Annotated in this window: 14 protein-coding genes; 9 read left to right on the forward strand and 5 right to left on the reverse strand. The window is 72.8% G+C overall.

Going from position 1 to position 12,488, the window contains the following annotated elements:
- Positions 1-13: 13 nt before the first annotated feature.
- The 5 genes from ABFY07_RS21915 to ABFY07_RS21935 form a co-directional block, all read right to left on the reverse strand.
- Entirely contained in the window at positions 14-751 is a 738-nt protein-coding gene (locus ABFY07_RS21915; protein WP_346176133.1) for a 2-phosphosulfolactate phosphatase, read from the reverse strand.
- Between the two features lie 100 nt (positions 752-851).
- Positions 852-1,547, reverse strand: coding sequence for an alpha/beta fold hydrolase (locus ABFY07_RS21920; protein WP_346176134.1), 696 nt, complete (start codon positions 1,545-1,547; stop codon positions 852-854).
- Positions 1,548-1,700: 153 nt separating this feature from the next.
- Positions 1,701-2,174 carry a hypothetical protein gene (locus tag ABFY07_RS21925; RefSeq protein ID WP_346176135.1) on the reverse strand — a complete coding sequence of 158 codons (474 nt, stop codon included), beginning with the start codon at positions 2,172-2,174 and terminating at the stop codon, positions 1,701-1,703.
- Positions 2,131-3,366: a DNA polymerase III subunit beta family protein gene (locus tag ABFY07_RS21930; RefSeq protein WP_346176136.1), complete on the reverse strand. Its 1,236-nt coding sequence runs from the start codon at positions 3,364-3,366 to the stop codon at positions 2,131-2,133. Before ABFY07_RS21930 ends, ABFY07_RS21925 begins: the two co-directional genes overlap by 44 nt.
- Before the next feature lie 115 nt (positions 3,367-3,481).
- Positions 3,482-5,107 carry an FAD-dependent oxidoreductase gene (locus ABFY07_RS21935; protein WP_346176137.1) on the reverse strand — a complete coding sequence of 542 codons (1,626 nt, stop codon included), beginning with the start codon at positions 5,105-5,107 and terminating at the stop codon, positions 3,482-3,484.
- 159 nt (positions 5,108-5,266) lie between these two features.
- On the opposite strand from ABFY07_RS21935, the gene ABFY07_RS21940 reads away from it, so the two are divergent.
- The 9 genes from ABFY07_RS21940 (at position 5,267) to ABFY07_RS21980 (ending at position 12,410) form a co-directional block, all read left to right on the forward strand.
- Positions 5,267-6,469 (forward strand): SchA/CurD-like domain-containing protein, encoded by a 1,203-nt coding sequence (locus ABFY07_RS21940; RefSeq protein ID WP_346176138.1) that lies wholly within the window; start codon positions 5,267-5,269, stop codon positions 6,467-6,469.
- Between the two features lie 98 nt (positions 6,470-6,567).
- Entirely contained in the window at positions 6,568-6,975 is a 408-nt protein-coding gene (locus ABFY07_RS21945; RefSeq protein WP_346176139.1) for a cupin domain-containing protein, read from the forward strand.
- On the forward strand, positions 6,972-8,237 hold the full coding sequence (locus tag ABFY07_RS21950; protein ID WP_346176140.1) for a beta-ketoacyl-[acyl-carrier-protein] synthase family protein: 1,266 nt from the start codon (positions 6,972-6,974) through the stop codon (positions 8,235-8,237). Before ABFY07_RS21945 ends, ABFY07_RS21950 begins: the two co-directional genes overlap by 4 nt.
- Entirely contained in the window at positions 8,234-9,484 is a 1,251-nt protein-coding gene (locus ABFY07_RS21955) for a beta-ketoacyl synthase N-terminal-like domain-containing protein (RefSeq protein ID WP_346176141.1), read from the forward strand. The genes ABFY07_RS21950 and ABFY07_RS21955 overlap by 4 nt, the downstream gene beginning before the upstream one ends.
- A complete protein-coding gene (locus tag ABFY07_RS21960; RefSeq protein WP_346176142.1) occupies positions 9,484-9,741 on the forward strand; it encodes an acyl carrier protein in 258 nt (85 codons plus the stop codon). The genes ABFY07_RS21955 and ABFY07_RS21960 overlap by 1 nt, the downstream gene beginning before the upstream one ends.
- A 1-nt stretch (position 9,742) precedes the next feature.
- A complete protein-coding gene (locus tag ABFY07_RS21965) occupies positions 9,743-10,207 on the forward strand; it encodes an SRPBCC family protein (RefSeq protein WP_065965814.1) in 465 nt (154 codons plus the stop codon).
- A 2-nt stretch (positions 10,208-10,209) separates the two neighbouring features.
- Positions 10,210-10,539, forward strand: coding sequence for a TcmI family type II polyketide cyclase (locus ABFY07_RS21970; RefSeq protein ID WP_065965813.1), 330 nt, complete (start codon positions 10,210-10,212; stop codon positions 10,537-10,539).
- A 21-nt stretch (positions 10,540-10,560) separates the two neighbouring features.
- Positions 10,561-11,580: a carboxyl transferase domain-containing protein gene (locus tag ABFY07_RS21975; protein ID WP_346176143.1), complete on the forward strand. Its 1,020-nt coding sequence runs from the start codon at positions 10,561-10,563 to the stop codon at positions 11,578-11,580.
- A 284-nt stretch (positions 11,581-11,864) separates the two neighbouring features.
- The gene (locus ABFY07_RS21980; RefSeq protein ID WP_076970643.1) at positions 11,865-12,410 is read left to right on the forward strand and encodes a hypothetical protein; all 546 of its coding nucleotides are present in this window, start codon (positions 11,865-11,867) and stop codon (positions 12,408-12,410) included.
- Positions 12,411-12,488 lie beyond the last annotated feature (78 nt).

Below are 12,488 nucleotides of genomic sequence, written 5' to 3' on the forward strand. Positions count from 1 at the left end.
CGAGGTGCTGACCTCACCTTCCCCCGCCGCCGCGCCACTTTTCCGGCGAGGCGTCGAAGGTTCCCTCGGTGAGCACGGGCACGACCCCGCTCGCGTTCAACTCGACCGCGATGGCCACGTCCTCGGCGAACCCGCCCTCGGCCAGCTCGATCCCCGAGGAACAGGCGGCGACGGCGCCGGCCACGTCGGCGGTGCCCACGAACGCGGAGCGTGCGGCGGCCGCCTCGGGCGACAGCGGGCCGGCGCCGTGGGACTGCAGCTCGGCGATGATCGCCCCGGCCCCCAGCAGGTCCTCCAGCGCGGGCCGCAGGGATCCGTCCGGCCAGCCCTCCCCCGCGGCGATCACCGCGAGCGGCCGCTCCGGGGTCCCGTAGCCGTGCCCCGCCAGCCATCGGCCGACGGCCTTGGCGTTCCGCAGACAGCCGGCCACCACCGTGGAGCCGCCCGCCGCCGCGGAGATGGCGGAGCCGCTGGGCGAGGGCAGCACCAGCCGGGGGACCGCCGGGGCCCGCCGCAGCGCCGCCGGGGACAGCGACCACGGCGAGGCCGCGGTGGCGGCGCGGCGCCCCACGGCCAGCTCCGCCGCCTTCTCCCGGGCGAACGCGGCCGCCGTCTCGTCGCGCCAGGCGTACGGGAACACCCGCGTGCCCGCCTCGACGGCGACCGTCACCGAGGTCGTGAACGACAGCACGTCGACCACCACGAGGCAGGCCACCTCCGGCGCGAGTCGCCGGGCTCCGATGGGCCCCACTCGAAGCGGACACCATGGCCCCGCTGCAGAACCCAGTCGCTCATGGTGATCAAGTCTCAGCGAGAGCAAGCCGTCAGGGAAGTGTCCACCACCGTCAGGGTCACGTCGTGGTGGCGAGTTCGACGAGGTGCCGGGCCGTGCCGGCGGGATCGATGATCTGGTGGAGATGTGCTCCGGGCAGGTGTGCCACGCGCCAGCCGCGTGCGCGCGCTTCGGCGGCGAGGTCGTCATACGGAGGGCCGAACAGCAAGTAGGAGCAGGGATGGTCATCCCAGCCGTCAGGGACCGGGACGCGCTGCTCGTAGTAGGACAGCGGGAGGGTGGGCTGCTCCTCGATGACGGTCTGTCGCATCGTCGGATCGGAGAACATGGGTGCGACGTCTGCCTCGTCCCACCAGTCGGTCCAGCGTGGCAGCCTGCCGTTCACGACCATCGGACCGAGGAACTCCAGCAACTCGGGTGAGGCGACAGGGGTCGGTCCGTTCAGGGCGGGCAGCGCGGCATCGACGAAGACCGAGCCGGTGACCGGATGGCCGAGGCCCGAGCGGATCGCCGGCAGGAACAAGCCCGCGTTGCTGTGTGCCACCAGGGTGACGGGGCTGTCGGCCGGGACCTGCCGGAGGTCGTCGCGGACGGCACTGACGACGCGGGGCCAGAACGGCGGAGAACCGGCGCCGATGTGCAGCAGGGAAGGCACCTGTACGTGGTATCCCGCCGCCGTCAGGTGTTCGGCCACGGGGCGCCAGGTCGAGGGGCCTACGGACGGACTGTGCACGAGGACGAAGATCGGCTGCATGGGGCGATCCTGTCGCCCATGCCATCGGAACCGCGACGGTGTTGGCCAACAGCAGAACGTGATCGACTGCGCGACTGCGTGACCGCGCCCTTCCGGCCGCGCGAGGACGGGACGGCAGGTCCCGTCCCGGGACCTGCCGTCCCGCGGGTCGGGTCACGCGGGGCCGGGTGCGGAGGGCCGCCGGGCGGTGTCGCGCCGGGTGATCGCCTCGGCGACTTCTCGGATGGCGGTGCGGAGCAGGTCGCCGTAGGGGTTCTGGGGGAGGTCGGGGGCGTGCTTCGCCGCCGCGTCGATGTGGTCGGTGGCGGCTTCGAAGGATCCGAGCCGACGGTAGTTGTCGGCGAGGTTGAGGTGCAGGGAGGGGTAAAAGCCGGCGATGTGGAGCCCGGCGTGGTGCTGCTGGACACGCTGCTCGGTGACGGCGTCGGCGGCGTCCAGGGCGCGGATGTCCCAGGCCAGGGCCTGGGCGGGGTCCTCATGGAGATCGGCGAGGTAGTGCGCGAGGGTGCAGCGGTGCAGCGGGTCGCCGGTGACGCCGATCGCGGACCAGAGGTCCAGGAGTTTCCGGCGGGCGGAGGCGGCGTCACCCGCCCGGCCCTCCGTGACGGCGTGGCCGATGGCCTCCATGGCCGGGTCGGGGGTTGTGGGAGTGGCGGTCGTGGGAGTGGCGGTCACGGGGAGGGTCCTCCTGCTTGACGGGCATGGCCACGGTGGTGAGGTCGCCGCGGTCGGCGGAGCGGATGGTGGCGGGTCGGTCAGGGCCCCTCAGGTCGAGCATCACGTCGGGGCCGAGGGCGGTGCTGACGGCCGGATAAAGCGTCGTCAGCTCGAAGGAGACCGACTGGGCCCGCCCCGTCACGGTGGCGGGGACCGGGGTCTCGGAGTGGTCGTCACCGGGCGGCAGGACGTGCGCTCCGTGGGCGGTCAGACGCAGCGTGATCCGCTCGCCGGGGTGGTCTTCCAGGGCGCGCAGGAAGACGTCCTTGGACACCGTCACACGCGTGGTGGCCTCGCCCAGTGACGCGAGCATCAGCCGGTAGTCGGGGAAGTCCTCCGCCAGCAGCCCGCAGTGCAGGTCTTCCCGGTCTTCCCGGGCTGTACGAGCTGTCCGGGCTGTCCGGGCTGTACGGGCTGTCCGGGCTGTCCGGGCTGTCCGGGCTGTACGGCGCAGCCGGATCGCGTGCGGTGTGGCCTCGATGCGGACCAGCGGGCTGCGGCGGATCTCGGCGGCCGCGGCCCGCAGTTCCTCGCCGCCCACCGTGCCGGCCCAGGTGGCGGTCGACGGCTCGGCGGGCACGAGCGTGCGGGTCGAGAGCCGGTAGCGGTCGGTCGCGGTGAGGGTGACCGCTTCGGGGGTCACCTCGAGGCGCAGCCCGCCGAGTACCGGCAGGCCCGGCTCTCGTACGGTCGCGGTGAGGACCTGCTCGACGGCGTCGGCCAGCACGGGGCCCTTGAGGGCGGCGATCGGCCGGCTCGGCACGCCCTCGGCGAGCGAGGACTTGAGGAGGGCGGCCTTCCGGCGCGCCGCCGCCGCGTCCCCGAGCACCTTCGCGAGGTGCTCGTCGATCAGCCGGGACGCGTCCTCGGGGCCGGCGTCGAGGACGGCCTCGACGGCGGTGAGAGGCATCCCGATCGCGCGGAGCCGACGGAGCGCGACCGCCCGCGCCACCTGGTCGGGGCGGTAGTAGCGGTAGCCCGAGACGGGGCCGGTCTCGGCGGGGCGCAGCAGCCCCGAGTTGGCGTAGAACCGCAGCGCGCTCGAGGTCAGACCGCTGCGTCGGGCGAAGACCCCGATGGGCATCAGCTCGGATGGTGGCACGCGGCCATCATCGGGCTTCAACCAACTCGAAGGTCAACGGGCAGGGACGGGGACACGGGCGGCGGCCCGGGCCCGGCCGACGCGGGGTCGGCCGGGCCCGCCGCACGGGGCCGGGTCAGCGGCAGAGGACCGATTGGAGGACGTCGGTCAGGACCCGCTCCGGCTCGCGTTCGGCCCCCCGGGCGCGCCAGGCGACGAAGCCGTCGGGGCGGACGAGGACCGCGCCCTGGGGGGTGGTGCCGTGGAGTTCGGTCCAGTCGGTGCCGGGGTCGGGGGTCAGGTCGTGGGTGGGGTCGGGGCCGAGGCGGTAGGCGGCGAGGGGGATGTCGAGGCGGTCGGCGACGCGCAGGGCGGCGCCGTGCCAGGCGGCGCCTTCGGGGCCGGTGAGCAGCACGCAGGTGCGCTCGTAGAGGTCCAGGGTGGACATCCGGGTGCCGTCCCGGTCGACCCACAGGTGCGGGGCGCGGCTGCCGGGTTCGCCGGTGGCGGTGAAGCGGTCGGGGACGACGGGGGTGGCGGGGTCGGCGCCGTGGATCGCGTCGGAGGCGTAGCGGTAGCCCATGGCCACGGCGAGGACATCGCTCTGCCGGCCGGTGGTCGGTGGCGCGCTGTAACCGGGGTGGCTGTGTTCCGCGGAGCGCGCGGCGGCGCGGGCGCTGGTGGCCACGGCCACCGGCTGGCGTTCGGCGCCGTAGGTGTCCAGCAGGCCGGGGCCGGCCCAGCCGGCGAGGACGGCGGCGAGTTTCCAGACCAGGTTGTGCGCGTCCTGGATGCCGGTGTTGGAGCCGAAGGCGCCGGTGGGGGACATCTCGTGGGCGGAGTCCCCGGCGAGGAAGATCCGGCCGTCGCGGTAGCGCTCGGCCACTCGTTCGGCCGCGTGCCAGGGGGCCTTGCCGGTGATCTCGACCTCCATGTCGCGGACGCCGGTGGCCATGCGGATGTGTTCGGCGCACCGCTCGTCGGTGAAGTCCTCCAGGGTCTCCCCGGTCTCGGGGTGCCAGGGGGCATGGAAGACCCACTGTTCGACGTTGTCCACCGGGAGCAGGGCCCCGTCGGCGGCCGGGTTGGTGAGGTAGCAGGCGATGAAGCGGCGGTCGCCGACCACGTCGGCGAGGCGCTTGGCGCGGAAGGTGATGCTGACGTTGTGGAACAGCTCGCCGCGGCCGGTCTGGCCGATGCCCAGGCGCCGGCGTACCGAGCTGCGGGGGCCGTCGGCGGCGATGAGGTAGTCGGCGCGCACCACGCTGGTGCGGCCGGACTCGCGGTGCTCGACGACGGCGGTGACCCCTTCGGCGTCCTGCTCGAAGGAGATCAGTTCGGTGGAGAAGCGCAGCTCGCCGCCCAGCTCCTGCGCGGTCCGCAGCAGGACGGGTTCGAGGTCGTTCTGGCTGCACAGACACCATCCGGTGGGGCTGAACCTGCTCATGGCGCCGCCCGGGTCGATCTCCCGGAAGAGCCAGTGGTGGTCCATCCCGGTGAGGGATTCGGCCTGCAGGATGCCGTGGTTGCCGGCCAGGACGGACGCGGCTTCGCGGACCGCGGACTCCACCCCCGCGGTGCGGAACAGCTCCATGGTGCGGAGGTTGTTGCCGCGCCCGCGCGGGTGCGTGGAGGTGCTCGCGTGTTTCTCCACGAGCAGGTGTCCGACGCCCAGCCGGCCCAGGAAGAGTGAGGCGGACAGGCCCACCAGGGAGCCGCCCACGACGAGTACTGGCACACGCTCATCGACATGGGAATTCATCTTGCTGCTATTCCCGGGGTTTTGGCCTGGTCAGGCGCCCGGAGTGGCCCTTCGTCCGGATGGCTCACATATCTCGCGGCATCCGTGGGAGCGCTCCACGATCGTATCCACGGGCGTCATGTCCGGCGATGGACGTGCCCGGAGGAGGAGTGGAAACCTATGAGCACCCTGCCCAGGACTTCGCGGCCCGCGAAGTCCACGACGACGGCCGAGCCCCCGCCTCGGCCATCCATGCTCACCGACGCCCGGCTCCGCGTGGTGCTGCTGGTGTCGGTGCACGCCGGCGCCGAAGAGCGCTTCCTGGATGCCTACGACCAGTTGTCGCGACAGGTGGCCGCGGTCCCGGGCCACATCAGTGACCAGCTGTGCCAGTCGATCGAGAACCCCTCGCAGTGGCTGATCACCAGCGAGTGGGAGAGCGCCCCGCCGTTCCTGAGCTGGGTGGAGAGCCCGGCGCACCGCGAGATGGTCAAGCCCCTCCACGGGTGTGTGGAGGACACCCGGTCGCTGCGGTTCAGCGTGTTGCGGGAGACCTCCGCGGCCAAGCCGGCCAAGGGCGGCTCGGCCCGGCGGGCCGCGGCCTCCGGCCGGGTGGTGCCGCGGGTCGGCGACGGCCTGGTGCGGCACGCCCTGACCTTCACCGTCAAGCCGGGCAGCGAGCAGACCGTCGCCAAGATCCTGTCCGACTACGCGGCGCCCGAAGCCCGGGTGGACGACAACACGCGGCTGTGCCGCACATCGCTGTTCATGAGCGGCAACCGGGTGGTGCGGGCGGTGGAGGTGAAGGGCGACCTGGTGGCGGCGCTGCGCCATGTGGCCCGGCAGCCCGAGGTCCGGGCGGTGGAGGAGGCCATCAACCCGCATCTGGAGGAGGACCGCGACCTGGACGACCCGGAGGCCGCGCGGGACTTCTTCATGCGGGCGGCGCTGCCCGTGGTGCACCACCTGACGGCGGACCCCAGCCGCCCGCCGAACCTGCGGCGCCACATGCTGCTGTACCCGGTGAAGACCGGCTGCGGGCCGGCGGTGGCCAGCCTGCTGGCCCGTCAGGACGACCTCGCGGTCAGCAAGGCCAAGGCGTCGATGGCGTCCGGCGGGGGGCAGCACACCATCGTGAGCAGCACCGTCTTCCAGCGGGACGACATCGTCGTGCGGATGGTGGACATGGGTGTGCCGCTGGAGCGGGACCCCGCGGTGGCGGCCGGGGTCAGCGGGCCGCGCGCGGCCGCGGTGCTCGGCCGGCTCCTGGGCCCGGGTGCGGGCGGCGGGAAGATCGACCTGTCCGGCGAGGCCGGGCTGCGGCGCTTCCTCGCCGACTGCGACATGGACCCGGTCACCGACCGCCGCGCGGCGGACTACTGACGCTCCCTCTCCCCCGTCCCGCTTGCGCCCCCCACCCTCGCCCGTTCCGTCCCCCGTTACGTCGTGCACGGCGGCCGCGCCGCCTTCTGGAGGCCATTATGACCACGCAGTCCCACCTCATCGTCGACCTGTCCGCGGTCGCTGCCAACCGTCGCCGCGGCGGCGATGTGCGCGCCATGCTCACCCCCACCACGGTGGGCGCCACGAGCGGCTTCATGGGCATGGCCGTCGTGCAGCCCGGCGAGCGTGTCGGGGAGCACTACCACCCGTACTCCGAGGAGTTCGTGTACGTGGTGTGCGGCGAGCTGGAGGTGGACCTGGACGGTACGGCGCACCCGCTCCGTGCCGACCAGGCGATTCTGATCCCCACCCACATGCGCCACCGGTTCCGCAACGTGGGTGACACCGAGGCCCGGATGGTCTTCCACCTCGGTCCGCTGGCCCCGCGCCCGGAGCTGGGCCACGTGGACACCGAGACCGCCGAGCCCGCCGAGGCGGCGTCGTGACCCGAAGGGTGGTGGTCACCGGGCTCGGTGTCGTCGCCCCCGGGGGCGTGGGCGTCCCGGCCTTCTGGGACATGCTCACCGCGGGCCGCACGGCGACCCGCGGTATCACGCTGTTCGACGCCGCGCGGTTCCGTTCGCGGATCGCCGCCGAGTGCGACTTCGACGCCGAGGCGTGCGGGCTGTCCGCCGAGCAGATCGAACGCTCGGACCGCTATGTGCAGTTCGCGCTGGTGGCGGCCACCGAGGCGATGCGGGACGCGGGAATCGCGCCGGGCGGCGGGGACCCGTGGCGGATAGGCGTTTCGATGGGTTCCGCGGTGGCCGCCTCCACCCGTCTGGAGCAGGACTACGTCAAGGTCAGCGAGTCCGGTGCGCGCTGGGACGTGGACCACCGGCGGGCGGGTCCCTATCTGCACCACGCCTTCTCGCCGAGCGCGCTGGCCTCCGGCGTGGCGGAGCTGGCCGGCGCGCACGGGCCGGTGCAGACCGTCTCGACGGGGTGTACGTCCGGTCTCGACGCGATCGGCTACGCCTTCCAGACGATCGAGGAGAACCGGGCCGACGTGTGCGTGGCCGGGGCGGCGGACACCCCGATCACCCCGCTCACCGTGGCCTGCTTCGACTCGATCAAGGCGACCTCGACGAACAACGACGACGCGGAGCACGCGTCCCGGCCGTTCGACGCCGATCGTGACGGCTTCGTCCTCGGCGAGGGCGCCGCCGTCCTGATCCTGGAGGAGCTGGAGCACGCCCGCGCCCGGGGAGCGAAGGCGTACTGCGAGTTCAAGGGGTTCGCCACCTATGGCAACGCCTACCACATGACCGGTCTGACCCGGGAGGGCCTGGAGATGTCCGAGGCGATCAACCATGCGCTCGGTCACGCCCGCGTCGACAGCACGGAGGTCGACTACGTCAACGCCCACGGCTCCGGCACCAAGCAGAACGACCGGCACGAGACGGCCGCCGTGAAGCGCTCGCTGGGCGACCACGCGTACAAGACGCCGATGAGCTCGATCAAGTCGATGGTGGGGCATTCGCTGGGGGCGATCGGGGCGATCGAACTGGCCGCCTGCGCCCTGGCGCTGGCCCACCAGGTGGTCCCGCCGACCGCGAACTACGAGACCCCGGATCCCGAGTGCGACCTGGACTACGTCCCGCGCACCGCGCGCGCCCTGCCGCTGCGCAATGTGCTGTCGGTCGGCAGCGGGTTCGGCGGCTTCCAGTCCGCGGTGGTGCTGGGCCGGGCGGGAGGTGTCACATGAGTGCCAAGTCGCCGGTGCACACTCGTGGGGCGGTGGTGACCGGGCTCGGGGTCATCGCGCCGAACGGCGTGGGGAGTGACGCGTTCTGGAAGGCGACCCGGGAAGGGATCAGCTTCCTGGACCGGCTCACCCGCCGGGGCAGCGAGAACTTCCCGGTGCGGATCGCCGGGCAGATCCGCGGCTTCGACCCGGCCACCATGATCGAGGAGCGGCTGCTGGTCCAGACCGACCGCTTCACCCATGTGGCGCTGGCCGCGGCCGACCTCGCGCTGGAGGACTCGCGGCTGCCGGTCGGCGACCTCTCGCCGTTCGCGGTGGGGGTGGTGACCGCGGCCGGCTCCGGGGGCGGCGAGTTCGGCCAGCGGGAGCTGCAGCAGCTGTACGGAAAGGGCCCGCGCCATGTGGGCCCGTTCCAGTCCATCGCCTGGTTCTACGCGGCCAGCACCGGCCAGGTGTCCATCCGCGGCGGCTTCAAGGGCCCCTGCGGGGTGGTCGCGGACGACGAGGCCGGCGGGCTGGACGCGCTGGCACACGCACGGCGGTCGATCCGGCACGGGGCGGACGCGATCGTCGTGGGCGCCACCGAGGCGGGGCTCGCCCCGTACTCGATGGTGTGCCAGATGGGGTGGCGGGAGCTGAGCCGGGCCCGCGACGCGGGCCGGGCCTATCTGCCGTTCACCACCGACGCGTGCGGCTTCGCGCCCGGCGAGGGCGGGGCGATGTTCGTGGTGGAGGAGGAGGGGGCGGCCCGGCGCCGCGGGGTGCCGATCCGCGGGTTCATCAGCGGCCATGGGGCGACCTTCACCGGGGCGTCCCGGTGGGAGCGGTCCCGGGAGGGGCTCGCCCGCGCGATCCGCGTGGCGCTGGACGACGCGGGGTGCGCGCCCGAGGAGATCGACGTGGTGTTCGCGGACGCGCTCGGCGTGCCGGAGGCGGACCGGGCCGAGGCGCTGGCGATCGCCGACGCCCTGGGCCGGCACGGCACCCGCGTCCCGGTGACCGCGCCGAAGACCGGCTTCGGCCGGGCCCACTGCGCGGCTCCCGCGCTGGACGTGGCGGCCGCGGTGCTCGCCATGGAGCACCGCATGGTGCCGCCCACGCCCTATGTCACCGACGTCTGCCATGAGCTCGACCTTGTCACCCGCAGCCCGCGCCCCGCCGAGCTGCGGTGCGCGCTGGTGCTCAGCCGCGGGCTCATGGGTTACAACGCGGCGCTCGTGCTCCGCGGCCCGGAAGGAGATATGTGATGTCCAGTCAGTTCACCTACCAGGAGCTGGCCGCGCTCATGAAGAAGTGCGCCGGCCTGACCGTCGACCCGACCCAGCTCGAGGGGTCCCCCACCATGACCTTCACCGAGTTCGGCCTCGACTCGCTCGGCCTGCTCGCCATCGTGGGCGAGTTGGAGAACCACTACGGCACCCCGATCGAGCCGGGCGCCGAGAGCTGCAAGACCCCCAGTGACTTCATCGACGTCATCAACGCCTCAATCACCGCAGGAGCCTGAGATGCCCGGCCACACCGACAACGAGATCACGATCGCGGCGCCGCTGGACCTCGTGTGGGACATGACCAACGACATCGAGAGCTGGCCGGACCTGTTCAGCGAGTACGCCTCCGTGGAGGTGCTGCGGCGGGAGGGCGACACCACCACCTTCCGGCTGACCATGCACCCCGACGAGAACGGCAAGGTCTGGAGCTGGGTGTCCGAGCGCGAGACGGCCCGCGATGTGCACACCGTGTGGGCGCGCCGGGTCGAGACCGGCCCATTCGCCTTCATGAACATCCGCTGGGAGTACGACGAGACGCCGCAGGGCACCCGGATGCGCTGGACCCAGGACTTCGAGATGAGACCCGACGCGCCGATCGACGACGCCGGGATGACGGACCTCATCAACCGCAACAGCAAGGTCCAGATGGAGCTCATCCGGGACAAGATCGAGCAGCGCGCCCGCGCGACGGTGGAGGCCTGACGATGTACCGCACCATGATCGTCGCCAAGATGAACCGGGACGCGGGGCCCGACATCGCCAAGGTCTTCGCCGACTCCGACCGGGGCGAGCTGCCGAAGCTGATCGGCGTCACCGGCCGCAGCCTGTTCCAGTTCGGCGACGTGTATCTGCATCTGATCGAGGCCGAACGGCCGCCGGCCGAGCAGGTCGCCAAGTACGTCAGGCACCCGGAGTTCCGGGACGTCAGCGAGCGGCTCCAGCCGTACGTCCAGGCGTACGACCCTGAGACCTGGCGCGAACCGAAGGACGCCATGGCGCACGAGTTCTACCGCTGGGAGCGCGACCGCGCCTGACGGCCGGAAGGGAGCTGGACCGTGGTCGCGGACTGGGTGCGCTGCGAGCGCTGCGCCGACCTGATCTACGGCAAGAGGTTCGCGCGCACGCTGCGCGTATGCCCGGACTGCGGCTGGCACAGCCCCTTGACGGCACGGCAGCGGCTGGACCAACTGCTCGACGCCGGCTCCGCGGCGCCGCTCGGCGAGGTCCGGCCGCTGCACGATCCGCTGGAGTTCACCGACACCCGGCCCTACCCCGAGCGGCTGGCGGACGCGCGGGCCAGGACGGGCCTCACGGAGGCGGTGATCTGTGTCCAGGGCCGCGTCGAGGACCGGCCGGTGGTCGTGGCGGCGATGGACTTCCGGTTTCTCGGCGGCAGCCTGGGCTGCGGGGTGGGCGCGCTGGTCTGCGAGGCGGCACGCGCCGGCCTCGCGCGGCGCCTCCCGCTGCTGCTGGTCACCGCCTCCGGCGGGGCCCGGATGCAGGAGGGCACACCGGCCCTCGGCGCCCCGCCCGTACGGCCGCACGCCACCGACACCCCGCGGGCCCCCGACACGCCGTACGCCGAGCCGCGCCCCTCCCCCGACGGCCACCCGGACGCGAGCCCGCCGCGAGGGCGGGGCGCGGAGGGGACCGGAGGCGCGCAGGGGGCCGGGGGCGCGCGGGGGGCGGTGGTGCGGCGGGTGGAGGACGTGGCGGAGCGGGACGCGTGGGATGCGGTGCGGGGGGCGCGCCATCCGGACTGGGCCCAGGCGGCCGCGGCGGCGCTGCGGCCGACTCCGCGGGACCTGCTGCGGCTCGGGGTGGTCGACGGGGTGGTGCCGGAGCCGCCGGGCGGCGCCCACCGGGACCCCGCCGAGGCCGCCGCCCTGGTCGGCGACGCGCTCGCCGAGGCCCTGAGCGAGCTGGTGCCGTGGGACCCGGACCGGTTGCTGCGGGCGCGGGCGGAGCGGTTCCGCCGCTTCGGGCTCGATACGGGGCTCGATACGGGGCTCGATACGGGGACCCACGACGGGTACGCCGACGCGCGGCCACACACCGGGAGAGACGCGCCGTGACTTCCCCGCGGCGGGTGCCGGCGCGCCCGGAGTTCCGGTCGGCGACGCACACCACGGGACCGACCGGAACGATGGGCCGAAAAGATGATCCGACGTCAGCCCATTCGCGCGGCGAACGAGTGAAGACCGCCGATATCTCCACCCGGAGGGCTTACAACCGGCCGGAAGGCTGGCCGCGTCAAGTGGCAGCTGGGCCCCGTGTCGCTGACGGTTGATGAGACACCTACACGATCCCTTTATCTGGCAAATGTCAGTAATCGTGCAGGTGCCGGAAGGAATGACTCATGCGATCTACTCGCGCACTCATCGCCGGGGCGGCGCTCGCCGCCTCCCTGACTCTGGGCGCACCTGCCGCCGCGTTCGCCGCTGACGTCTCCGACCCGGGCGGCCACGGGGGCTACTCCAACGGTCAGGAGTCCGAGGACTACGGCTCCGGCGGCTCCTGGAAGGAGAAGGAGAGCAAGGGCAAGGAGGAGGGGGACTTCGGTAAGGGCAAGGAAGAGTCCGGCTTCGGCAAGGAAGACTTCGGCAAGGAAGACTTCGGCAAGGGCAAGGAAGAGTCGGGCTTCGGCAAGGAAGACTTCGGCAAGGGCAAGGAAGAGGGCAAGGAAGACTTCGGCAAGGGCAAGGAGGGGTACGGCAGCTGGGGCAGCGGCAGCTCGTGGAAGGAGCGCGAGCACGGCAAGCCGCACGGTGGTGTCCACACCGGTGGCGGTGGCATGGCCACCACCGGTAGCGGCATGGCCGCCGGCTCGGTCCTGCTCCTCGGTGGCCTCGGCGCCGGCGCCTACGCCCTGCGCCGCCGCAAGCCCGTCGGCAACGCGATCTGAGGCTGACCGCTTTTCGTAGCCCCGCTGCCGTGGCCAACCCCGCTTGTGGCGGTTGGCCACGGCAGCGCCACGCTCTCC

The sequence above is a fragment of the Streptomyces sparsogenes subsp. cuspidosporus genome, assembly GCF_039532705.1.
Taxonomy (GTDB): domain Bacteria; phylum Actinomycetota; class Actinomycetes; order Streptomycetales; family Streptomycetaceae; genus Streptomyces; species Streptomyces sparsogenes.

Bases quoted from the DNA above. Each gene is read 5' to 3' on its own strand.
- ABFY07_RS21965 (WP_065965814.1), top strand. From the start codon at position 9,743: ATGCCCGGCCACACCGACAACGAGATCACGATCGCGGCGCCGCTGGAC.
- ABFY07_RS21980 (WP_076970643.1), top strand. From the start codon at position 11,865: ATGCGATCTACTCGCGCACTCATCGCCGGGGCGGCGCTCGCCGCCTCC.
- ABFY07_RS21940 (WP_346176138.1), top strand. From the start codon at position 5,267: ATGAGCACCCTGCCCAGGACTTCGCGGCCCGCGAAGTCCACGACGACG.
- ABFY07_RS21960 (WP_346176142.1), top strand. From the start codon at position 9,484: ATGTCCAGTCAGTTCACCTACCAGGAGCTGGCCGCGCTCATGAAGAAG.
- ABFY07_RS21925 (WP_346176135.1), bottom strand. From the start codon at position 2,174: ATGGAGGCCATCGGCCACGCCGTCACGGAGGGCCGGGCGGGTGACGCC.
- ABFY07_RS21945 (WP_346176139.1), top strand. From the start codon at position 6,568: ATGACCACGCAGTCCCACCTCATCGTCGACCTGTCCGCGGTCGCTGCC.
- ABFY07_RS21955 (WP_346176141.1), top strand. From the start codon at position 8,234: ATGAGTGCCAAGTCGCCGGTGCACACTCGTGGGGCGGTGGTGACCGGG.
- ABFY07_RS21920 (WP_346176134.1), bottom strand. From the start codon at position 1,547: ATGCAGCCGATCTTCGTCCTCGTGCACAGTCCGTCCGTAGGCCCCTCG.
- ABFY07_RS21970 (WP_065965813.1), top strand. From the start codon at position 10,210: ATGTACCGCACCATGATCGTCGCCAAGATGAACCGGGACGCGGGGCCC.
- ABFY07_RS21935 (WP_346176137.1), bottom strand. From the start codon at position 5,107: ATGAATTCCCATGTCGATGAGCGTGTGCCAGTACTCGTCGTGGGCGGC.